Source organism: Variovorax fucosicus (assembly GCF_030316825.1).
GTDB classification, from domain to species: domain Bacteria; phylum Pseudomonadota; class Gammaproteobacteria; order Burkholderiales; family Burkholderiaceae_C; genus Variovorax; species Variovorax fucosicus.
In genome coordinates this window covers 1-20,863 of the sequence record NZ_JASZYU010000003.1, presented here as the reverse complement: position 1 = coordinate 20,863, position 20,863 = coordinate 1, and the positions used below count along the sequence as shown (strand labels likewise).

Sequence of the window (20,863 nt, the reverse complement as noted above, 5' to 3'; positions counted from 1 at the left end):
ACCCCAGGGACGGGTCATTTCATACTGATGCTCCCTGTTCTTGCGACAAAGAGGAGCACGCCATGTACCAGAAGATTCTTGTTCCGGTCGACGGCAGTTCGACCTCGAACCTCGGCCTGGACGAAGCCATCCGCCTGGCTCAACTCACCAAGGGGCGGCTGCGCCTGATCCACGTCATCGACGAGCTGTCTTTCGCGCTCGCCATGGACGCCTATTCGGGCCACGCCGGCGACTGGCTCGGCGTGCTGCGCAAGGAAGGCGCAAGGGTTCTCGAGGAAGCCCGCGAGAGGGCGACGACTGCGGGCGTCGACGTTGAAACGGCGCTGCGCGACAACTTCTCGAACTCGGTACACGAGCTGGTCACGGCGGAAGCGGCGCAATGGCCGGCAGACCTCATCGTGCTCGGCACCCACGGGCGCCGCGGCGTCGGCCGGCTGGTGCTGGGCAGCAGCGCCGAGCACATCCTGCGCTATGCGCCGGTGCCCGTGCTGCTGGTGCGCGCACCCGAAGCGAAGTCGCGCGCCAAGGCCGTCGCTGAGTCCATTCGCGTGAGCCTGCCGTCGGCGGCGTTGGGACTCGAGTAGGCGGCCATCCGCCCCGCGCTCACCGGCACCAGATTTCGATCTGGTGTCGCAGGTCGATCCAGAGTGCCTGCGACGCGACGCCCGCCAGCAACACGCCCGCCACGCGGGTGCCCCAGACCTGCCGCAGGGACCCGACGCCGTGGCGCAGGCGCTGCCAGAGCCAGGGGGCCAGCATCAACCACAGCCCGCTGCCGACACCGAACAGCGCCATGACGAGTGCGCCCTGCGCCGGCCCGTTGCCCAGGCTCGCCAGCATCAACGCCGAATACAGCAGCCCGCAGGGCATCGCGATCCACAGCGCGCCGGTGGCAAGCAGCCCCGGGGCCGAACCGTTCAGGGGCCGCAGCCGCGTTGCGAGCCAGCCCCCGGCGCGGTGCGACCAGCGCGGCTGCCGCCCCGCCACGGCCAGCACCACGCCCCACGCGAGCACGGCCACATGCAGCATCGTCCAGACCGGGCGCAGCAGCGCCACGTGCTCGCTCGCCACGGCAAGACTGCCCACCGCTGCAGCGGCCAGTGCCCCGCCGGCTGCATAGCCCGCGATGCGCCCGATCTGCAGCAGCAGCATGCGGCCCGCACCGTCGTCCGCGGAAAGTGCGGCCACGCCACCGTTCGGCGCTGCGCGCACGATGCGAACCACGCCGGCGCAAGCCGCGCCGCACATGGCGACGCAATGCGGGCCGCCGGCCAGGCCCATCAGAAAAGCCGAAGCGGCCAGTGCGGTTTGCATGGTGGCGGCCGGTCGAGTTAGATGATGCGGGAGAACCGCGTGCGGTTGCGATCGGCCTGCTGGTAGCGGTCGAACAAAACGGCGGTGGAAATCGAGGGCATGACCCATCGACTGTGCGGCCGGCCCGCCGAAGATCCATTGACCTGAATCAACTCAGCTGCAGACGCAGGGGCTGAAAATTGCTCAAAGAGAGCCTCCATTGCCATGACCCCTCAAACCATCAAGGTCGCCTGCTCGAACTGCAATCTGCGCGAACTCTGCATGCCCGTGGGCCTGCTGCCGTCCGAGCTCGATCGCATCGACGACATCGTGGCGACGCGCCGCAAGGTGAAGCGGCGCGAGACGCTGTTTCACAGCGGCGAGCGCTTCACCTCGCTCTATGCGATTCGCACCGGGGTGTTCAAGACACGCGTGGCGACCGAAGACGGCCGCGACCAGGTCACCGGCTTCCAGATGGCCGGCGAGATCATCGGCCTCGACGGCATCGTGAACGACCACCACACCTGCGACGCTGTGGCGCTGGAAGACTCCGAAGTCTGCGTGATGCCGTTCGACCGCATCGAGGAACTCTCGCGCGAGATCACCTCGCTGCAGCGCCATGTGCATCAGATCATGAGCCGCGAGATCGTGCGCGAGCACGGCGTGATGCTGCTGCTGGGCGGCATGCGGGCCGAAGAGCGGCTGGCCGCCTTCCTGCTCAACCTGGTGCAGCGGCTTCATGCGCGCGGCTTCTCGCGGTCGGAACTGGTGCTGCGCATGACGCGCGAAGAGATCGGCAGCTACCTCGGCCTGAAGCTCGAGACCGTGAGCCGTACGCTGTCGAAGTTCGTCACCGACGGCATCGTCGAGGTCGACAACCGGCATGTGCGCATCGTCGAGCCCGACGCACTGCACCGCATCGTCACTCCGGCGGCTTGCTGAGATCCCGCGCAGGCATCGACACCAGCACCATGGTCAGCGCGCTCGAAGCCGCGGCCAGCACCCAGAACACAAAGAAGCCGATCGTGTAGACCGCCTGGCGCGACAGGCCGAGCGACTCGCTGCCCCAGCGCAGGTCGGCCGGATCAACCAGCGCGAACACCAGCAGCTCGAAGCTGCAGGCCAGCAGGAAGCCGGGCCACAGGATCCAGAGTGCCGCGCGCGCGGTCACGGCGCAGCGCGCTTCGGCGCGGGCATGTCGTTGCCTGGCGTCGCCGCGTGGTTGCGCCCGACCAGCGCCGGCACCAGCTTCTTGTCGGCCAGCGTGCGGTTGATCTGGATGCCCTGACGGTAGTAGTCCTCGGCGACCACGGGATCGGGGATCGCCAGCGCGATCCACAGCGTGCCGAAGCCGGCGACGACCACACACGCCGGCCCCGCGATCACCATCCACACCAGCGGGAACTTCCACCAGGGTGCAGCCGGCACCGGCGGTGCGGGTTCTTGCTCGTTCATTTTTTTCATCTTTGTCTCCTCCGGGTCAACGGGGCACCAGGAAAGCGGCCTTCTCGGACACCTGCGCACTGCCATCGGCCGAGCGCACGCCGAAGTGCACGGTGTGGGAGCCGGGTGCCGCGCTGCCATACGGGATCTGCAGGCGCACTGCCACCCAGCGCGACTGGGCGCTTTCGATTTCCACCGGCTCCGCCGGGAGCACGGACAGGCCCTCGAGGCCAGTTGCCTCGATGCTGTAGCGCTGCGGCTGCTCGGTCGCGTTCATGATCTGCAGGCGGTAGACGTTCTCGAGCCGTCCACCCTCGGCGATGCGGGCCAGCGACGCGCGATCCCGCACCACGTCGACCTTGAGCGGCATGCGCACTACCAGGCTGGCCAGCAACCCGAGGCACAGCGCCGCCAGCACGCCGGTGTAGATCAACACGCGCGGCCGCAGCACGCGCCGACGGATCTCGCCGTTGGTCCAGTGCCCGGCCATGCTGTTCTGCGTGGCATAGCGGATCAGCCCCAGTGGCCGGTGCTGCTTTTCCATGACGGTGTTGCAGGCATCGACGCACAGGCCGCAGCCGATGCATTCGTACTGCAGGCCCTGGCGGATGTCGATGCCGGCCGGGCAGACCTGCACGCACAGGTCGCAATCGATGCAGTCGCCGGATCGGGCTTCCTGCGGGCCCTTGGCAGGCAGGCCGCGCGGCTCGCCGCGTTCCACGTCGTAGCTCACGATCAGCGTGTCGCGGTCGAACATGGCACCCTGAAAGCGCGCATAGGGGCACATGTACTGGCACACCTGTTCGCGCATGAAGCCCGCGCTGCCGTAGGTGGCAAAGCCGTAGAAGAACACCCAGAACACCTCCCACGAGCCCATGCGGGTCTGCAGGAATTCCATGCCGAGTTCGCGCACGGGCGTGAAGTAGCCGACGAAGGTGAAGCCTGTCCACAGCGCGATGCCCAGCCAGACAATGTGCTTGAACCACTTCTTGACCAGCTTTTCGAGCGAGAACGGCTCGCCGTCGAGACGCATGCGCGCGACGCGATTGCCTTCGATCTTGTGCTCCACCCACAGGAAGATCTCGGTATAGACGGTTTGCGGGCAAGCGTAGCCGCACCAGAGCCGACCCGCCACCGCCGTGAACAGGAACAGCGAGAGCGCCGAGATCACCAGCAGTCCGGTCAGGTAGATCAGATCCTGCGGGTACAGCACCAGGCTGCCCAGGTAGAAGCGCCGGGCGCCGAGGTCGAACAGCACCGCCTGGCGGCCGCCCCACTCGATCCAGGGCAGGCCGTAGAACACGAGCTGTGTCAGGAACACCATGGCCCAGCGCCAGCGCGCGAACAGCCCGCTGATGCTGCGCGGGTAGATCTTCCTGTGCGCCGCGTAGAGCCCGCTGCCCTGCTCCGCCGCGACGATCGGAATCACCTTGCGCGGGCGCAAGGGCGAAGTGGCGGGCAGCGGTTCGGCCATGGTTGTCAGGGCGCCGCTGCGGCCTTGTTGGACATGCCCCAGACATAGGACGCGAGCACCTGGATCTGCGCTTCGGTCAGCCGGCCCTGCTGCGGCGGCATCTGGTTGGTCTTGCCGTTGTTGATGATCGCGATGATGGCTTCCTGGCCGTAGCCATGGAGCCAGATGTTGTCGCGCAGGTTGGGTGCGCCCATCGCCTGGTTGCCGACGCCGCCGATGCCGTGGCAGGCCGCGCATGCGGTGAACTTGCTCTTGCCAAGGCCGGCGCGCAGCGAGTCGTGCGGACTGCCCGACAGGCTCAGCACATAGTTGGCCACGTTCTTCACGTCGTCGGGCGTGCCGACCGCGGCCGCCATCGGCGGCATGACGCCGGTGCGGCCCTGCGTGATGGTCTCCCTGATCTTGTCGGGTGTGCCGCCGTGCAGCCAGTCGTTGTCGGTCAGGTTCGGAAAGCCCTTGCTGCCGCGCGCGTCGGAGCCGTGGCATTGCGCACAGTTGTTCAGGAACAGGCGCTCGCCGATGGCCATGGCGCCCGGTTCACCGGCGACCTGTTCGGGCGCCATCGCGGCGTATTTCGCGTAGACCGGCTCCAGCGCACGGTCGGCGGCTGCGACGTCGCCCGCGTACTCGCTGCGGGTGCTCCAGCCGAGCTCGCCGCCATAGCTGCCCAGGCCCGGATAGGCCACGAGATAGCCCAGCCCGAACACGATCGTGAGCACGAACATGCCCACCCACCAGCGCGGAAGCGGGTTGTTCATCTCGCGCAGGTCTTCGTCCCAGACGTGGCCGGTGGTGTTGTCGCTGCCGGTCGGGGCGCGCGTGCGGGCCGTGACCCACAGCAGCAGCGCGCAGGCCAGGATGCTGGCCAGCACGACCACCGTGACGTAGTGCGACCAGAAGTCGCTGATGAAATCGCTCATGGTGCGGCCTCAGTCCTGTTCGAACGGCAACCGGCCCGCTTCGTCGAAGGCGCTGGCGTTGCGACGCCAGTAAGTCCAGACGACGATGCCGATGAAAGTGGCGAACGAGGCCAGCGTGGCCGCGATGCGCAGGGTGGTGACGTCCATCGTGCTTCCTTTACTTGAGTGCGAGGCCGAGCGACTGCAGGTAGGCCACCAGTGCATCGAGTTCGGTTCTGCCGTCGACGTCGGCCGGCGCCGCCGCGATCTGCGCGTCGGTGTAGGGCACGCCGACGCGGCGCAGCGCGGTCATGTGGGTGGCGGTCGTGGCGCCGTCCACCATCGCCTTGTCGAGCCAGGCATAGCCGGGCATGTTCGACTCGGGCACCACGTCGCGCGGGTTGTTCAGGTGGATGCGGTGCCACTCGTCGCTGTACTTGCCGCCGACGCGGTGCAAATCAGGGCCGGTGCGCTTGCTGCCCCACTGGAACGGATGGTCGTAGACGAACTCGCCCGCCACCGAGTAGTGCCCGTAGCGCAGCGTCTCGGCCCGGAACGGCCGGATCATCTGCGAGTGGCAGTTGTAGCAACCCTCGCGCAGGTAGATGTCGCGCCCGACCAGTTGCAGCGACTTGAGGGGTTCCACCCCTTTCACCGCTTCGGTGGTCGACTTCTGGAAGAACAGCGGCACGATCTCGACCAGCCCGCCGATGGCGATGACCAGCAGAATGAGCACGATCATCAGGAAGTTGTTGGTCTCGATCTTCTCGTGCGAGAAGCCGGTCTTGGGGGTTGTGGTCTTGTCGGACATGTGGCTTCCTCAGGCGTGCGCGGCCACAGGCTGCGGAATGACGGCGTTGACCGAGCGGCCGAAGCCCACCGTCATCCAGACGTTCCAGGCCATCACAAGCATGCCGCCGAGGTACAGCAGCCCGCCGACGAGGCGCACCACGTAGTACGGGAAGGTCGCCTTCACGCTTTCGACGAAGGTGTAGGTGAGCGTGCCGTCGGGATTGACCGCGCGCCACATCAGGCCCTGCATCACGCCGGCGATCCACATCGCGGCGATGTAGAGCACGATGCCGACGGTCGCCATCCAGAAATGCAGTTCGATGGCCGGCACGCTGTGCATCTCGGTGCGGCCGTACATGCGCGGGATCAGGTAGTAGAGCGAGCCCATCGAGATCAGCCCGACCCAGCCCAGCGCACCTGCGTGCACGTGGCCGACCGTCCAGTCGGTGTAGTGGCTCAGGGCGTTGACCGTCTTGATCGACATCATCGGCCCCTCGAAGGTCGCCATGCCGTAGAACGACAGCGCCACGATGAGGAAGCGCAGGATCGGATCGGTGCGCAGCTTGTCCCAGGCGCCCGACAGCGTCATCACGCCGTTGATCATGCCGCCCCAGCTCGGCGCCAGCAGGATCAGCGAGAACACCATGCCGATCGACTGCGTCCAGTCCGGCAGCGCGGTGTAGTGCAGGTGGTGCGGGCCCGCCCACATGTAGGTGAAGATCAGCGCCCAGAAGTGCACGATCGAGAGCCGGTACGAATACACCGGGCGGCCGGCCTGCTTGGGGATGTAGTAGTACATCATCCCGAGGAAGCCGGCGGTGAGGAAGAAGCCGACCGCGTTGTGGCCGTACCACCACTGCACCATCGCGTCCTGCACGCCCGCGTAGGCGGAGTAGCTCTTCATCCAGCCGGCAGGTATGGCCGCGCTGTTGACGATGTGCAGCAGCGCCACCGCGATGATGAAGGCGCCGTAGAACCAGTTGGCCACGTAGATGTGGCGCACCTTTCGCATGCCGATGGTGCCGAAGAACACGACCGCGTACGCCACCCACACCAGGGTGATCAGGATGTCGATCGGCCATTCGAGCTCGGCGTACTCCTTGCCGGAGGTATAGCCCATCGGCAGGCTCAACGCGGCAGCGACGATGACGGCCTGCCAGCCCCAGAACACGAACGACGCCAGCTTCGGCGCGAACAGCGGAACCTGGCAGGTTCGCTGCACCACATGGAAGCTGGTCGCCATGAGCGCGCAGCCGCCAAAGGCGAAGATCACCGCATTGGTGTGGAGCGGACGCAGGCGCCCGTAGCTGAGCCAGGGAATGCCGAAGTTCATTTCGGGCCACGCGAGCTGCGACGCGATGAGCACGCCGACCAGCATGCCGACCACGCCCCATACCACCGCCATAAGTGCGAATTGCCGTATGACGGTGTCTTCGTAGACCGCAACAGGAGGGTTGTCAGCGTGCATCGTCTGGCCTTTTGTTAACTGCGGCCAGTGTCGGTGCGTGCCCGGCACGTCGCCTTGATGCAGATCAATCGTTGCGCAGAATGCGCTCGCCTTCGCGCTCGACGTCGTCGAACTGGCCACGGTCGACCGCCCACCAGAGCCCGGCCAGGATCAGCAGCACCAGCACCACGGAGAACGGGATGAGCAAAAAGAGGATGTCCATCAGCGCCCGCCCCCGCACGGCACTGCGAGGCGCGCCGCGTTGAGCACCACCACCAGCGAGCTGACCGCCATGCCGAGGCCGGCCAGCCAGGCCGGCAGCAGCCCGGCGAGCGCCAGTGGCACGCACAGCGCGTTGTAGCCGGCCGCCCACCAGAGGTTCTGCCGCACCACCCGCAGCGTGCGGCGCGCCTGCGCGATCGCCTGCGGGATGCTGGCCAGCGACTCGCTCAGCACGATGAAGTCGGCACGCGCCCGGGTCAGCGGAACGGCCCGGCCGAACGCGAACGAAACATCGGCCTGCGCCAGCACCGGCCCGTCGTTGAGGCCATCGCCGACCATCGCGACACGCCGGCCCTTCGCCTGCAGTTGCCGCAGCGCATCGAGCTTGTCTTCGGGCAGGCAGTCGCCCTGGGCCTGCGGAATGCCGACGCGGCCCGCCACATCGCGCACCGCGGCGCCCCGGTCGCCGGAAAGCAGCCGCACGGCCAGCCCTTGCGCCCCGAGCGCGTGCACTGCGGCCACCGCGTCATCACGCAGGTCTTCGGCCAGCACGAAGCTCGCGACCCAACCGCCTTCGTCGCTGAGATGGACCTGCGCCGCCTCGACCTGCAGCGGCGCGACGCCGCAGAAGGCCGCCGCCCCCAGGCGCATGCGGCGCGGCAGCCGTGCCCCCGCGGCTCCCTGCCATGCCGCACCTTCGAGCCCCTGCCCGGCGTGCTCCGTCAGGTCGGAAACCATCCACGTCGGCGGCATGCGGTACTGCGCGTTCCAGGCGCCCACCACCGCACGCGCAGCTGGGTGCAGCGACTGGGCGCCGAGCGCCGCGGCAAGCTCAACCGCATCGCCTGGCCGAATGCCGCGCCGGCAGTAGACGCGCTCGAGCCGTGGAGTGTCGCGCGTCAGCGTGCCGGTCTTGTCGAACACCACCGTATCGACCGAGGCCAGTGCCTCCAGCGCCTGCAGGTTGCGCACCAGCATGCCTCCCCGCGCCAGCGTACCGGCGCTCGCGAGCATGCCGGCCGGCGTGGCGAGCGAAAGTGCGCAGGGGCAGGTCACGATCAGCACCGCCACCGCCGCCATCAGCGCCTTGCCGTGATCGGTCGGCCACCAGACCACGAAGGCCAGCGCCGCCGCCGCGAGCACCACGCCCAGAAAGGGGCGTGCAACGCGATCCGCGAGCTGCGCGAGGCGCGGCTTGTCGATCGAGGCGCTTTCCATCAGCGCCACGATCTGCGCGAAGCGCGTGCCAGGCCCGACGGTGTCGATGCGTACCAGCACCGCCGCGTCAAGATTGTGGCTGCCGGCCAGCACCTGCGCGCCGCACGGACGCGGCACCGGACGCGACTCGCCGGTGAGCAGCGCCTCGTCGGCCGAGGTGTCGCCCTCGATCACCGTGCCATCGGCGGGAAAGGCCTCGCCCGGCAGCACGCGCACCACATCGCCGGCCGCAAGCCGCCGCACCGCGACCCGGCTGAAGCTGCCGTCGACATCCCGCCGTTCGATGCTGTCGGGCAGCCGGTTCATCAGCGCCTCGAGCGCGCCGGCCGTCCGGTCGCGCAGCCGTGCCTCGAACCAGCGGCCGGTGAGCAGGAAGAACACGAACATCGTGAACGCGTCGAAGTACACCTCGTGGCCAAACGGCCCGGCCGGATCGAAAGTGGCGGCGCTGCTGACGACGAAGGTGATGGCCATGCCGAGCGCCACCGGTAGGTCCATGCCGATGCGGCGGGCCCGCAGGTCGCGCCATGCGCTCGAAAAGAAAGGCCCGCACGAAAACAGCAGCACCGGCAGCGACAGCACCCACGAGGCCCAGCGCAGCAGTTGCGCGGCATCGGCCGTCATGTCGCCGGGCTGCGCGATGTAGGCGGGGTACGCGTACATCATCACCTGCATCATGCAAAAGCCCGCTACCAGCCAGCGCCACAACGCCAGCCGCGTCACCTGCGCGCGCCGCGCACGCGCCGCGATGTCGCCAGCCGGCACCAGCCGGTAGCCCACCGCGGCAGCCGCCGCGAACCAGCGCGAAGGCTTGACCCGCGCGGCCGACCAGACCACGCGGGCACGCCGGCTCGCGGCGCTGACCTGCACCTCGAGCACGCCGGGCACCTGCATCAGCGCAACTTCGACCGTGAAGGCGCAGGCCGCGCAGTGCATGCCCTCGATCACCACCTGCGACTGCCAGCGCCCCGCCGGCGCGGCGGCGTCCAGCGCATGGCCGAACGCAGGCCACTCGGCCGGATCGTCCAGCAGCGCATGCGCGGGAAGGTCGACCGGGCTCGACGGAAGAATGGCTTGCATCCGGCGAGGCTAGCGGTGCTTGTCCCTTGAACCCTTGATGTGAATCAACACATGGCGCGGCGGGCGGCCTATGCTGGTTCAAATTCCCAGGAGAACCCATGTTCCAGCGCATCCTCGTCGCCACCGACGGCTCCGTCCTCTCGAAGAAGGCCGTGAAGAGCGCGATCGCGCTGGCCGCGCAAAGCGGCGCCGAGCTGGTTGCGCTGACGGTCGTGCCGCGCTACCCCACCAGCTACCTCGACGGCGCCATGGCGTTTCCGCCGGAAGACATCGCCCGCATCGAGAAGCAGTGGGCCGATGCGTCGCGGGTCACGCTCGATGCCATCGTGGTCAAGGGCCGGGCCAGCGGCGTTGCGGTGAAAACGGCGACCGTGAACTCCGACCTCGTGGCCGAGTCGATCATCGCGGCCGCACGCAAGCACAAGATCGACCTGATCGTCATGGCTTCGCACGGGCGCAAAGGCCTCAAGCGCCTGTTGCTGGGCAGCGAGACGCAGCACGTGCTGACGCATTCGGAGCTGCCCGTGCTGGTGCTGCGCTGAGATCGGCCACAAGCCCGGGTCAACCCGGTCTGTACGCGCTTCGCGAGGGGCCGTATAAGCAATCGCGTCACATTCGAAAGAGGAACACCATGAAGATCCTGATTGCCGTCGACGGCAGCAAGCACACCCGCAAAGCGCTCGACTACCTGGCCAAGCACCGCGCCTCACTGGTCGACGGCCACGAGCTCGTGCTGGTCAACGTGTGCAGCGGCATTCCGCCGCACGCGGCGCGCCACGTCAGCAAGGACGTGCTCGACAGCTACTACGCGGAAGAAACGGGCAAGGTGATCGAGCCGGTCAAGCTCGGTCTGGCCGAGCGCAACATCAGCGGCTACACGATCGACGTGCGCCACGGCAATGCGGCCGAGGAAATCCTCAAGTCGGCCAACGCCGCGAAGGCCGACCTGATCGTGATGGGCACGCACGGCCACGGCATCTTCGGACGTGCGCTGATGGGGTCGGTTGCCACCAAGGTGGTGGCCGAGACCGACATCTCGGTGCTGCTGGTTCAGTAAGCGCTATTGCACGCGCTGCTGCCGCCACTCGCGCGGCGAGCAGCCGAAGCGCTCGCGGAACGCGCGGCTGAAGTGGGCGGCATCGTTGAACCCGCGCCCATACGCGATCTCCCCCACCGGCCGGCCCGCGAGACGCGGCTCCAGCAGGTCGCGGCTGCAGGCTTCGAGCCGGCGCTCCCAGATGTACTGCGAGGGCGTCAGCGGCTCGCTCTTGAAGACGCGGTGGATGTGGCTCGCCGACACCCCCAGCGCTGCCGCGAGACTGCCCACCGACAATGACGGATCGGCCAGCTGCTCTTCGATGCGCCGCTTCACACGCGCGAGGTGATACGCCGTGAGGTTGCTGAGTGCGGGTGCGCGCGCCGCGGGCAGCGTCTGCAGCCCGGCCACGAGGATGCTCTGCACGCCGTTGGCCACCGCCAGGGCCGACGCCGGCTGCAGCGTGTCGATGTCTTCGCGCAGCGTGCGGATCATGCCGAGCAGCAGGTGGCCCGCGCCTTCCCTGCCCGACACCGTGGTGGCCGTCAGCGCCTCGGTGTCGCGCAGCTCGCTGCGCAGGCGCTCGCCGGGCAGTTTGAGCACGATTTGCTCGAAGGCGTCGTCGAACAGCAGCTGATAAGGCCGCGTGCTGTCGTACAGCGCGAAGTCGCCGGCCGAGAGCACCGCATCGCGCCCGTCCTGCCGCACCACGCCATGCCCCTGGGCCTGGATGCTCACGAGGAAGTAGTCGTCGCTCGAACGCGAGATGTGGCCACTCGTGCGCATGACCTTCTGTGGCCCTGACCGGACCACCGACACGTCGAGGCTCGGCAGGGAATGCTGGCGAATGCTGCCCTCGAAGCTGCCGGTATCGCCCTCGCGCACCGGGTCGCAACCGAGCTGCACGTAGACGTTGCAGATCAGGTCAGTCCAGTAGGCAAGCCGCTGGTCTCGCCCAACGGCATCAGTGCTGAGCAACTGGTTCATGGGGTTTCCCGGAAAGTGCATGCAACGCTGGAACAAGAACGCCGCAAGTTCGGGTCAAAACGTTCCGCGGCGGCGAATTTACGCTTCAAGCAACCCGCATGCCACAGCGCAAACCCGGTGCGCAAGTGTGCGAAGTTGTTTCATCCACCGCTTCTGAAGGCCCTTCATGCCCACCACCGTTCATCCCAAGCTCCGCGTCGCCGCCGTGCAGGCAGCGCCCGTGTTCCTCGACCTCGACGGCACCATCGACAAGACCATAGACCTCATGGCCCAGGCCGCCGGCCAGGGCGTCAAGCTGATCGCCTTTCCAGAAACCTGGGTGCCCGGCTACCCCTGGTGGATCTGGCTCGATTCACCGGCCTGGGGCATGCAGTTCGTGCAGCGCTACAGCGACAACGCGCTGGTCGTCGGCTCCGCCGAGTTCGACCGCGTCAGGGAGGCGGCGCGCAAGCACAGGATCTGGGTCTCGCTCGGCTACAGCGAAAAGGCCGCCGGCAGCCTCTACATCGCGCAGGCGCTGATCGACGACCAGGGCAACACAGTGCAGACGCGCCGCAAGCTCAAGCCCACGCACGTGGAGCGCACCGTGTTCGGCGAAGGCGACGGCTCCGACCTCGCCGTGGTCGAAACGCCCCTCGGCAACATCGGATCGCTCTCGTGCTGGGAGCACCTGCAGCCGCTCAGCAAGTACGCGATGTATTCGCAGAACGAGCAGATCCATTGCGGCGCATGGCCCAGCTTCTCGCTCTACCGCGGCGCGGCCTACGCGCTCGGCCCGGAGGTCAACAACGCCGCGAGCCAGATCTACGCTGCCGAGGGACAGTGCTTCGTGGTCGCGCCGTGCGCAACCGTGTCCCAGGCGATGAGCGACCTGCTGTGCACCGATCCGGCCAAGCAGCAGATGCTGCGGACCGGCGGCGGCTATGCACGCATCTACGCGCCGGACGGTTCACCGCTCGGCACGCCGCTGGCCGAAGACCAGGAAGGGCTGGTGATCGCCGACATCGACCTCGGCATGATCTCGCTCGCCAAGGCTGCAGCCGACCCAAGCGGCCACTACTCGCGGCCCGACGTCACGCAACTGCTGCTGAACAAGACACGCCGCGAACCCGTGGTGGTGCAGCGCGCGCCCGAACCCGAGAGCAGCGTGCCGGAAGCGATCGCCGCCAACACCGAGACGCGCCTGCCGGTCGCGGCCTGACCGCACGGAGCCACGCCATGGAATCCGCCATCGCCGAACATCTGAAATGCCCTCGCACGCGGCACCGCCGCGTCGAGGACGACTACACGCCGCCCTACCCCGTCTGGTCGGCCCGCGCGCCGGCCTCGGTGAAGCGGGTCGTCATGGGTTATTTCGGGGTGCAGTCACGCGGGGCCGAGATGCAGGGCCGCGCCTGCGCCACGCTGATGAAGATCGTGCGCGACTTCGCGCTGCCCGATGGCCCCGGCCACCATGACCTGGCGCACTACGTCGATGCCGATGGCTACGACAACATGATTGCCATCGCGTACTGGAGCGAAGCGGCCGCCCATGAACGCTGGTGCGCAACGCCGGAAATCGACGCGTGGTGGCGCTCCGACGATCGGCTGTCGGAGGGCCTCGGCCACTTCCGCGAGATCGCCTCGCCGCGCGTCGAGCACTTCGAGACCATGTTCAACACGCCGAACCGCTTCGAGGGCGTCGGCGTGGTCATGGGCGAAGTCAGCGGCGAGTTGCAGGAGCACGGCTACTGGGGTTCGATGCGCGACCGCATCCCGCTCTCGCAGACCGATGCGATGGCACCCTCGGGCACGCGGGCGGTGATTGCGGGCACGCCGGCACCGGGCCAGCGCGTGCGCGTTGCGGGTCACGAGAACATCGCGATGATCCGCTCCGGCCAGGAATGGGCCGAGACCACCGGCCAGGAACGCACGCTCTACCTCGAAGACATGGAGCCGGTGCTGCGCGAGGGCATGGAGTTCCTGCGCGACGAGGGCCTGGGCATCGGCTGCTACAGCAACCGCTACATGCACCACCTCGATGCAGCCGGTGCGCCCTTGCAGAAGTCCTTCGGCCTGAGCTTCTGGCGCTCGCTCGCCGACATGGAGCGCTGGGCCGAATCGCACCCCACGCACGTCGCGATCTTCGGCAGCTTCATGCGCTATGTGCAGGCGCTGAACTTCCAGCTGCAGCTTCGCGTGTACCACGAGGTCTCGGTGCTGAAGGCCGACGAGCAGAGCTACGAATACATCAACTGCCATGCGCGCAGCGGGCTCATGAACGGCCTGGGCCTGACGGAAAAGAGCTAGGCGAACAGCCCCTTGTGCTGCTCGCGCAGCAGCGCCTTCTGCACCTTGCCCATGGTGTTGCGCGGCAACTCGGACACGACGAAGCAACGCTTCGGAATCTTGAAGTTCGCGAGCTTCGACTTGAGCGCCGCGACGATCGCGTCGGCATCGAGCGCCGCGCCGGCCTTGGCGATCACGATGGCAACGCCCACCTCGCCGAAGTCCGCATGCGGCACGCCGACCACGGCGCTCTCGGCCACGCCGGGAAGGTCGTTGATGTAGCCCTCGATCTCGGCCGGGTAGACGTTGTAGCCGCCGCTGATGATCAGGTCCTTGCTGCGGCCCACGATGGTGACGTAGCCGAGGCCATCGATCTTGCCGACGTCGCCGGTCTTGAAGAAGCCATCGTGCGTGAACTCCTCGCGCGTCTTTTCGGGCATGCGCCAGTAGCCGGCGAACACGTTGGGCCCGCTGACCTCGATGCCACCGATCTCGTCGGTGGTGCATTCGCGGCCCTCTTCGCCTTCCTGCGTCGACACCACGCGCAGTTGCACGCCGGGCAGCGGAAAGCCCACGGTGCCGCCGCGCCGCTCGCCCTGCACCGGGTTGTACGGATTGGACGTGAGCATGGCAGTTTCGCTCATGCCGTAGCGCTCGAGGATGGTGTGGCCGGTGCGCTCGCGCCACTCGTTGAAGGTTTCGATCAGGAGCGGCGCCGACCCGGCGACGAACAGGCGCATGTTGCGCACCGCCTTTTTCGTCAGGCCCGGCTCCGCCAGCAGGCGCACATAGAGCGTGGGCACGCCCATGAACACAGTGGCCTCGGGCAACCTGGCGACGATGCGCTTCGGGTCGAACTTGCCGAACCAGAGCATCTTGCTGCCATTGAGCAGCGCGCCATGCATCGCGACGAACAGGCCGTGCACGTGGAAGATCGGCAGCGTGTGGATCAGCACGTCGCCCCTCGTCCAACCCCAGTAGTCCTTCAGCACGGCGGCGTTGGACAGCAGGTTGCCGTGCGTCAGCATTGCACCCTTGCTGCGGCCGGTGGTGCCGCTGGTGTAGAGGATCGCGGCCATGTCGCTTTCGGCCTTCTGCGCGATGGTGTGCCGGTCGCTGCACTGCGCCGCCACTTCGAGCAGCGTGCCGGTGCGGTCGTCGTCGAGCGTGAACACGTGGCGCGTGCCGGCCGCCTGGGCGATCGGCCCGACCCAGCCTGCATTGGCGCTGGTGCACACCACCACGGCCGGTTCTGCATTGCCGATGAAGTATTCGATCTCGGCGCTCTGGTAGGCCGTGTTCAGCGGCAGGAACACGTAGCCCGCGCGCAGCGTGGCGAGGTACAGCAGCATCGCCTCGACCGACTTCTCGACCTGCACCGCCACGCGCGCACCAGGCTCGAGGCCGAGCGCATCGAGCAGGTTGGCGATCATGGCGCTGGCGCGATCCAGGTCGCGCCAGGAATAGAACAGCCCGTTGTCGGTCTCGACCGCGATGCTGTCGAGGTCGGCTGGGAAGGCGGCGCGCAGTGCCGCGAACAGGTTGGCGTTGGTCTTCTTCATGCGGGCCTCAGAAAACAGGGGAGCGTTTGGCAAGAAAGGCGGCAATGCCTTCGCGGTGCTCGGCCGAATCGGCATAGCGATAGGCCAGGGGCAGCGCCGGTGGGACGGGTACTGGAGCCCGATTCAATGCGAGAAACGTGGCCTTGTTGAGACGTGCTGCAGCGGGTGCCAGCGCAGCGATGCGGGCGGCGTGGGCCAGCGCCGCATCTGCGACGGTGTCGTCGGGCAACACCTGCAGCAGGAAACCCGCGTCGTACAGCCGTGCCGCCCCATGCACGCTGGCGGCCAGCAGCATGTCGCGCGCCAGCGTGTCGCCAATCGCGCCCCGCACCAGCGCCGCTTCGCGTGGCGCCATCGGGAAGCCTAGCCGGGCGATCGGTGCGCCGAATTTTGCAGAGGCGCCGGCCAGCCGGATGTCGCAGCAGCTCGCGATCTCGATGCCGGCACCCATGCAGGCGCCTTCGATCTGGGCCACCAGGGGCACCGGGCATTCGAGCATGGCCTGCAGCGCGGCCCACACCTCGTCTTCGTGAAACGCGCGCAGGCTTTCTTCGGCAAAGCGGAACGACGGATATTCGGAGATGTCGCCACCGGCGCAGAAGGCCCCGCCCTCCCCGCGCACGACGACGCAGCGCAAGGCCTCGTCCTGCGCCAGGGCTTCGAAGGTGGAACGCAACACGAGCCACATCGCGCGCGACATGGCGTTGAGCCGGCCGCTGTGCGAGATCGTGACGAAGGCGATGGCGCCTTCGCGCTGCAGCTGGACGGAACCGCTCATTCCAGCTTGGCGCCCGAAGCCTTGACGACGGTGGCCCAACGCTTGATCTCGGCGCTGACGAAGCTGCCGTAGGCGCCCATCGTGAGATTGGGAATCTCGGAACCGTTGGCTGCCCAGATGGTCTTGAGATCGTCGGTGGCCATGCTCTTTTTCATGTCGTCGACGATGCGCGCCTGCACTTCGGCCGGCGTGCCCTTCGGCGCCCACAGCCCGTACCAGGTGGTCACCGTGTAGCCGGGCAGCCCAACTTCGGCCGCGCACGGCACATCCGGAAAAGCGGGGTTGCGCTTGGCGCCAGACACCATCAGCGCCTTGATGCGACCGCCCTTGATGTGCTGCGCCGAGGAGCCCAGGCCGTCGAAGCACACGTCCACGTTGCCGGCGATCAGATCCTGCAGCATCGGACCGGCACCGCGGTACGGAATGTGAGTGATGAAGGTGCCGGTTTGCTGCTTGAACAGTTCACCTGCCAGGTGGTGCGAGGTGCCGGCGCCGGCCGAGCCGTAGTTCATCTTGGCCGGGTTCTTCTTCGCGTAGGCGACGAACTCCTGCAGCGTGGTTTGCGACACGCGCTTGGGGTTCACCACCACGACCTGCGGCGCATTGGCCAGCAGCATGAGGGGCACGAAGTCCTTCTCGATGTCGTAGTCGAGTTTGGGATAGATCGAAGGTGCGATCGCATGGTGCACCGCGCCCATGAACAACGTGTAGCCGTCGGCCGCCGCCTTGGATGCGATGCTGGCGCCCAGCGTGCCGCCGGCACCGCCGCGGTTGTCGATGACCAGGGTTTGCCCCGTGGCCTTCGAGAACTGGGCCGAGAGCGGCCGCGCGAAGGCATCGGTGCCGCCACCGGCCGGGAACGGCACGATCATCGTGACGGGTCTGGTGGGCCAGGTCCCCTGCGCCTGCGTCGTGCCGGCCGCTGCAACGGCCGCACCGGCTGCAGCCCACCGCAACATGTCGCGGCGATGAAAGAGGGTGTTCATTGTTTGCTTGTCTCCGTTGTCGTTGAGGAATGCGTCAACTCTTCTTCCTGGGAAGCAGATTCTCGATGTCGCCGGATATCGGCACCTTGCCCTGCGCCAGCAGCGCGCGGTGCTTGTCGAGCCGCTTGAGATCGTAGAGGTAGTTCACCATCAGTCCATAGGACTGCCTGAGGCCCTTGGTTGACGGGTCGCCGGCCCAGTTGAGGCGTTCCACGCGGGCACCGTTGCCAAGGTGGAACCGCGCCACCGGATCGGCGGGTTTGCCGTCCGTCATTTCGCTGCCCAGGTAGCGTGCCGCCGCAGTCAGCAGCAGATGGCGCAGCGGCGACGCCGGCGCCAGCCCGAGGGGCTTGTCGATCGCCGCGAGAACGTCGGCGGGCGCCGGCGTGTCGACGCCGACCGCTCGGGCGAGTTCGCCCCGCTGCCGGTCGTCGAAATGCGCCAGATGGGTCGCCATGTTCTTGCCGAGCCATGTCCGGAACCCGGGAATCGGCGACAGGGTGGCAAAGGTCTTGAGCTTGGGAAACTCGTCCTTCAGCGTTTCGACCACGCGCTTGATGAGCGAATCGCCGAAGCTCACGCCGCGCAGCCCGCTCTGCGTGTTGCTGATGGAATAGAAGATGGCGGTGGTGGCACGGTCCAGGTCGGCCGCTGCAGCCGATTCATCGAGCAGGGGCGGAATGCTGTCGGCCATCGCGTCGACCAGTGCCACCTCGACGAAGATCAGCGGCTCGCCGGGCAGGCGCGGGTGAAAGAAGCCGTAGCAACGACGGTCGGAGTCGAGCCGGTTGCGCACGTCGGCCCAGCTCTGGATGTCGTGCACTGCCTCGTACTTGATGAGCTTCTCGACCAGCGATGCCGGCGAATCCCAGCTGATGCGGCGCAGGTCCAGAAAACCCACGTCGAACCAGGTGGAGAACATGTACTCCATCTCCACGTCCAGCGCGCGCAGGCGCTTGTCGGTCTTGAGGTGCGACTGCATTTCCGCACGCATGCCGACCAGGAACGGAATGCCCTCGGGGTAGACGCTGAAGCGCTGCAGCAGCCGACGCCGCGGCGAGACCGTGGCGCGGCGGTAGTTCACTTCGGCCACTGCCTCGTCCGGCGTGCCAAGTGCCGCCGCGAACTGGGCCTGCGCGGCCTTTGCCTTGCCGGGGTCGGCCACGAAGATCTCGCTCATCAGGAGCCAGAGGTCGCGCCGCTCTTCCGGGCTGGCCGCCTCATACCAGCCCTGCAGCACCTTGGCGCGGCGGCCGCCTTCGACCTCGCTGACGGACGGATCGATCACGGCCTTGAGCTCGGCCAGCGTGCGGCGCAGCGCACGCGGCGACAGCGCCTCGTCTTTCTGGCGCAGCGTGGCGTCCAGGCGTTCGCGCGTCGAGCGCGGCGGCGACGCTGCCGCGTCTGCCCGATCGCCCTCGCCTTGCGTGGGCGACTTGCGACCTGGCCGAAGCCTCGACACGCTGCGTTCGAGCCACGTTGCCGTACCGTTCATGACATCAACCTCAGTTTCTGTTGTTGCGCCACCTCGCGCAAAGCCTCGCGTTGCCGCGTCAGGTGGGTGCGCATGGCCGCTTCGGCGCCGGCGCTGTCGCGCGCCTTGAGCGCTGCGAACACGGCCAGATGTTCCGACAGGCTCTGCTCCAGCCGGCCCGGCGCGTGCAGTTGCTGCAGGCGCGCGAGCTTCAGGATCTTGCGCAGGTCGCCGATCACCTGTGCGAGCCAGCGGTTGTCGGCCAGCGTGATGATGGCTTCGTGGATCACATGGTTGGTGGCGTAGTAGTCGGTGATGCGCCGGGCTTTCGCGTGGCGCGCCAGCTTGTCGTGCAGCACGTCGAGCTCCCGCAGCTCGGCGTCGCTCGCATTGCGCGCCGCCTCGAAGGCGCAACGGCCCTCGAGCAGCGCAATGACCGGAAAGATCTCGTCGAGGTCGCGCTCGGTCACCTCGCTGACGAAGCAGCCGCGCCGCGGCTCGTGCCGCAGCAGCCCCTCGGCCGTGAGCACCTTGAGCGCCTCACGCAAAGGCGTGCGGGAAATTTCGAGCCGCTGGCACAGCGCGCCCTCGTCGAGGAAGCTGCCCGGCGCCAAGGTACCCGCGAAGATCTGCTCGCGCAGCGTGGCGGCGACTTCGTGGTGCAGGGAGTTGGCCACCAGGCGCATGACGTTGTATCTCGTAATTTCCTGTAATTACGCGTAATTGTGAGCGCTGAAGACATCGCGCACAAGGCTGCGCGCCACGCAGAAACTCCGGATTTACCCTGCAGCCTGCGCGCGTCGCGCGGGCTGGCGCGCAGCCCAGAGCCACAAGCCGATGCCGAACAGGATCATCGGCAGGCTCAGCCACTGGCCCTGGCTCAGGTTGAGCGCCTGCAGGCCGAGGAAATCGTCGGGCTCACGGAAGAATTCAGCCACGAATCGCATCACCCCGTAGCCGGCACAGAACGCCGCCGCCACCTGCCCCGTCTTGCGCTCCTTGCGCGCATAGAGCCACACGATGACGAACAGCAGCAGCCCTTCGAGCAGGAACTGGTAGATCTGCGACGGATGGCGCGGCAGCATCGAGCCGCTTTGAGGAAACACCATGCCCCACGGCAAGTCAGGGCTGCTGAAACGGCCCCACAGCTCGCCGTTGATGAAGTTGCCGACACGCCCCGCTGCCAGTCCGGTGGGCACACAGGGCGCAACGAAATCCATCACTTGCCAGAACGGCCGGGTGCGCGAACGCGCGAACCACAGCATCGCGGCCATCACCCCGAGAAAGCCGCCATGGAAGCTCATGCCGCCCTGCCAGACAAAGAAGATCTCGAGCGGGTGAGTGAGGTAGTAGCCCGGCTTGTAAAACAGGCAGTAGCCGAGCCGGCCGCCGACGATGACGCCGACCACGCCGAGGAACAGGATGTCTTCCACGTCCTTGCGGCTCCAGGCGCCCGGCCCGGTGATCGAGCGGAAAGGCTCGTGGCCGAGGCGGCGTGTGCCCAGAAAGAAGAAAAGCCCGAAGGCAGCCAGATAGGTCAGGCCATACCAGTGGATGGCGACCGGCCCGAGTTGCAGTGCGATCGGGTCGATGTGGGGGTACATGAGCATGGGGCGATTGTGCCGCGCTCGGCCGAAGGCGAAGGCGCGCGATTGGCGTTTGCCGGGGGCATCGCGCGCGTGTGCTTCGTGCTTGGCGTTTCGGGGCACGGCCTGTGGGTAGGGTCGGTGCGGGAAGGCGTTGGGGTGGGTCGCTGGCGGTGGGGCACGCTGCGCAGCGAAATAAAGGAGGAGGCCGCAGGCCGGGGGACATTCGCGGAGCAGCGTGCCCCGCCGCCCTGAGCCCCCCCCGGCAACTCAGCCCCCCGCCGCACGCGCCTTCGCGGCAGCGGACACCGCGCGCGC

At 67.4% G+C, this 20,863-nt stretch carries 23 protein-coding genes; 6 read left to right on the top strand and 17 right to left on the bottom strand.

From position 1 onward, the window contains the following. Positions 1-62: 62 nt before the first annotated feature. On the top strand, positions 63-584 hold the full coding sequence (locus QTI05_RS17670; RefSeq protein ID WP_286620000.1) for a universal stress protein: 522 nt from the start codon (positions 63-65) through the stop codon (positions 582-584). A 19-nt stretch (positions 585-603) separates the two neighbouring features. Here the strand turns inward: QTI05_RS17670 and QTI05_RS17665 are convergent, their stop codons facing one another. After that, positions 604-1,314: a sulfite exporter TauE/SafE family protein gene (locus tag QTI05_RS17665; RefSeq protein WP_286619998.1), complete on the bottom strand. Its 711-nt coding sequence runs from the start codon at positions 1,312-1,314 to the stop codon at positions 604-606. A gap of 204 nt (positions 1,315-1,518) precedes the next feature. On the opposite strand from QTI05_RS17665, the gene fnr reads away from it, so the two are divergent. After that, positions 1,519-2,235 carry a fumarate/nitrate reduction transcriptional regulator Fnr gene (gene fnr / locus QTI05_RS17660; RefSeq protein WP_286619995.1) on the top strand — a complete coding sequence of 239 codons (717 nt, stop codon included), beginning with the start codon at positions 1,519-1,521 and terminating at the stop codon, positions 2,233-2,235. Here fnr and QTI05_RS17655 read toward each other — a convergent pair. The 9 genes from QTI05_RS17655 to QTI05_RS17615 form a co-directional block, all read right to left on the bottom strand. Continuing rightward, on the bottom strand, positions 2,216-2,464 hold the full coding sequence (locus QTI05_RS17655) for a hypothetical protein (RefSeq protein ID WP_286619993.1): 249 nt from the start codon (positions 2,462-2,464) through the stop codon (positions 2,216-2,218). The genes fnr and QTI05_RS17655 overlap by 20 nt on opposite strands. Further along, positions 2,461-2,748 (bottom strand): FixH family protein, encoded by a 288-nt coding sequence (locus QTI05_RS17650; RefSeq protein WP_286543640.1) that lies wholly within the window; start codon positions 2,746-2,748, stop codon positions 2,461-2,463. The genes QTI05_RS17655 and QTI05_RS17650 overlap by 4 nt, the downstream gene beginning before the upstream one ends. 25 nt (positions 2,749-2,773) lie before the next feature. Further along, a complete protein-coding gene (gene ccoG / locus QTI05_RS17645; protein WP_286619991.1) occupies positions 2,774-4,210 on the bottom strand; it encodes a cytochrome c oxidase accessory protein CcoG in 1,437 nt (478 codons plus the stop codon). A 5-nt stretch (positions 4,211-4,215) separates the two neighbouring features. Further along, on the bottom strand, positions 4,216-5,130 hold the full coding sequence (gene ccoP / locus QTI05_RS17640; RefSeq protein WP_286543372.1) for a cytochrome-c oxidase, cbb3-type subunit III: 915 nt from the start codon (positions 5,128-5,130) through the stop codon (positions 4,216-4,218). 9 nt (positions 5,131-5,139) lie between these two features. Further along, on the bottom strand, positions 5,140-5,277 hold the full coding sequence (locus QTI05_RS17635) for a cbb3-type cytochrome oxidase subunit 3 (RefSeq protein ID WP_286543371.1): 138 nt from the start codon (positions 5,275-5,277) through the stop codon (positions 5,140-5,142). Between the two features lie 10 nt (positions 5,278-5,287). Beyond that, complete coding sequence (gene ccoO, locus QTI05_RS17630; RefSeq protein ID WP_286619988.1) at positions 5,288-5,920, bottom strand: cytochrome-c oxidase, cbb3-type subunit II; 633 nt, start codon at positions 5,918-5,920, stop codon at positions 5,288-5,290. Between the two features lie 9 nt (positions 5,921-5,929). Next, positions 5,930-7,369, bottom strand: a complete 1,440-nt coding sequence (ccoN, locus tag QTI05_RS17625; RefSeq protein WP_286543367.1) for a cytochrome-c oxidase, cbb3-type subunit I — start codon at positions 7,367-7,369, stop codon at positions 5,930-5,932. Positions 7,370-7,433: 64 nt separating this feature from the next. Further along, positions 7,434-7,571 (bottom strand): cbb3-type cytochrome oxidase assembly protein CcoS, encoded by a 138-nt coding sequence (gene ccoS / locus QTI05_RS17620; protein WP_286543366.1) that lies wholly within the window; start codon positions 7,569-7,571, stop codon positions 7,434-7,436. Beyond that, a complete protein-coding gene (locus QTI05_RS17615; protein ID WP_286619985.1) occupies positions 7,571-9,868 on the bottom strand; it encodes a heavy metal translocating P-type ATPase in 2,298 nt (765 codons plus the stop codon). Before QTI05_RS17615 ends, ccoS begins: the two co-directional genes overlap by 1 nt. A gap of 98 nt (positions 9,869-9,966) precedes the next feature. Here QTI05_RS17615 and QTI05_RS17610 point away from each other — a divergent pair, with 98 nt between their 5' ends. Further along, positions 9,967-10,410, top strand: coding sequence for a universal stress protein (locus QTI05_RS17610; protein ID WP_286543362.1), 444 nt, complete (start codon positions 9,967-9,969; stop codon positions 10,408-10,410). Positions 10,411-10,499: 89 nt separating this feature from the next. Continuing rightward, positions 10,500-10,925: a universal stress protein gene (locus QTI05_RS17605; RefSeq protein WP_286543360.1), complete on the top strand. Its 426-nt coding sequence runs from the start codon at positions 10,500-10,502 to the stop codon at positions 10,923-10,925. Positions 10,926-10,928: 3 nt separating this feature from the next. Here QTI05_RS17605 and QTI05_RS17600 read toward each other — a convergent pair whose 3' ends face one another. Next, positions 10,929-11,891, bottom strand: coding sequence for an AraC-like ligand-binding domain-containing protein (locus QTI05_RS17600; protein WP_286543358.1), 963 nt, complete (start codon positions 11,889-11,891; stop codon positions 10,929-10,931). A gap of 166 nt (positions 11,892-12,057) precedes the next feature. On the opposite strand from QTI05_RS17600, the gene QTI05_RS17595 reads away from it, so the two are divergent. Next, the gene (locus QTI05_RS17595; RefSeq protein WP_286543356.1) at positions 12,058-13,092 is read left to right on the top strand and encodes a carbon-nitrogen hydrolase family protein; all 1,035 of its coding nucleotides are present in this window, start codon (positions 12,058-12,060) and stop codon (positions 13,090-13,092) included. A 17-nt stretch (positions 13,093-13,109) separates the two neighbouring features. Further along, positions 13,110-14,180 carry a phenylacetaldoxime dehydratase family protein gene (locus tag QTI05_RS17590; protein ID WP_286619983.1) on the top strand — a complete coding sequence of 357 codons (1,071 nt, stop codon included), beginning with the start codon at positions 13,110-13,112 and terminating at the stop codon, positions 14,178-14,180. Here QTI05_RS17590 and QTI05_RS17585 read toward each other — a convergent pair. The 6 genes from QTI05_RS17585 to lgt all read right to left on the bottom strand — a co-directional run bounded on the left by QTI05_RS17585 (position 14,177) and on the right by lgt (position 20,569). Beyond that, the gene (locus tag QTI05_RS17585) at positions 14,177-15,721 is read right to left on the bottom strand and encodes a malonate--CoA ligase (protein WP_286619981.1); all 1,545 of its coding nucleotides are present in this window, start codon (positions 15,719-15,721) and stop codon (positions 14,177-14,179) included. The genes QTI05_RS17590 and QTI05_RS17585 overlap by 4 nt on opposite strands. A 7-nt stretch (positions 15,722-15,728) precedes the next feature. Further along, entirely contained in the window at positions 15,729-16,499 is a 771-nt protein-coding gene (locus QTI05_RS17580; protein WP_286543347.1) for an enoyl-CoA hydratase/isomerase family protein, read from the bottom strand. Continuing rightward, entirely contained in the window at positions 16,496-17,485 is a 990-nt protein-coding gene (locus tag QTI05_RS17575; protein WP_286543344.1) for a Bug family tripartite tricarboxylate transporter substrate binding protein, read from the bottom strand. Before QTI05_RS17575 ends, QTI05_RS17580 begins: the two co-directional genes overlap by 4 nt. 34 nt (positions 17,486-17,519) lie before the next feature. Next, positions 17,520-18,980 (bottom strand): malonyl-CoA decarboxylase domain-containing protein, encoded by a 1,461-nt coding sequence (locus QTI05_RS17570; protein WP_286619979.1) that lies wholly within the window; start codon positions 18,978-18,980, stop codon positions 17,520-17,522. Beyond that, complete coding sequence (locus QTI05_RS17565; RefSeq protein WP_286619977.1) at positions 18,977-19,645, bottom strand: GntR family transcriptional regulator; 669 nt, start codon at positions 19,643-19,645, stop codon at positions 18,977-18,979. The genes QTI05_RS17570 and QTI05_RS17565 overlap by 4 nt, the downstream gene beginning before the upstream one ends. 93 nt (positions 19,646-19,738) lie before the next feature. After that, the gene (gene lgt, locus QTI05_RS17560) at positions 19,739-20,569 is read right to left on the bottom strand and encodes a prolipoprotein diacylglyceryl transferase (RefSeq protein ID WP_286543336.1); all 831 of its coding nucleotides are present in this window, start codon (positions 20,567-20,569) and stop codon (positions 19,739-19,741) included. Between the last annotated feature and the right edge of the window lie 294 nt (positions 20,570-20,863).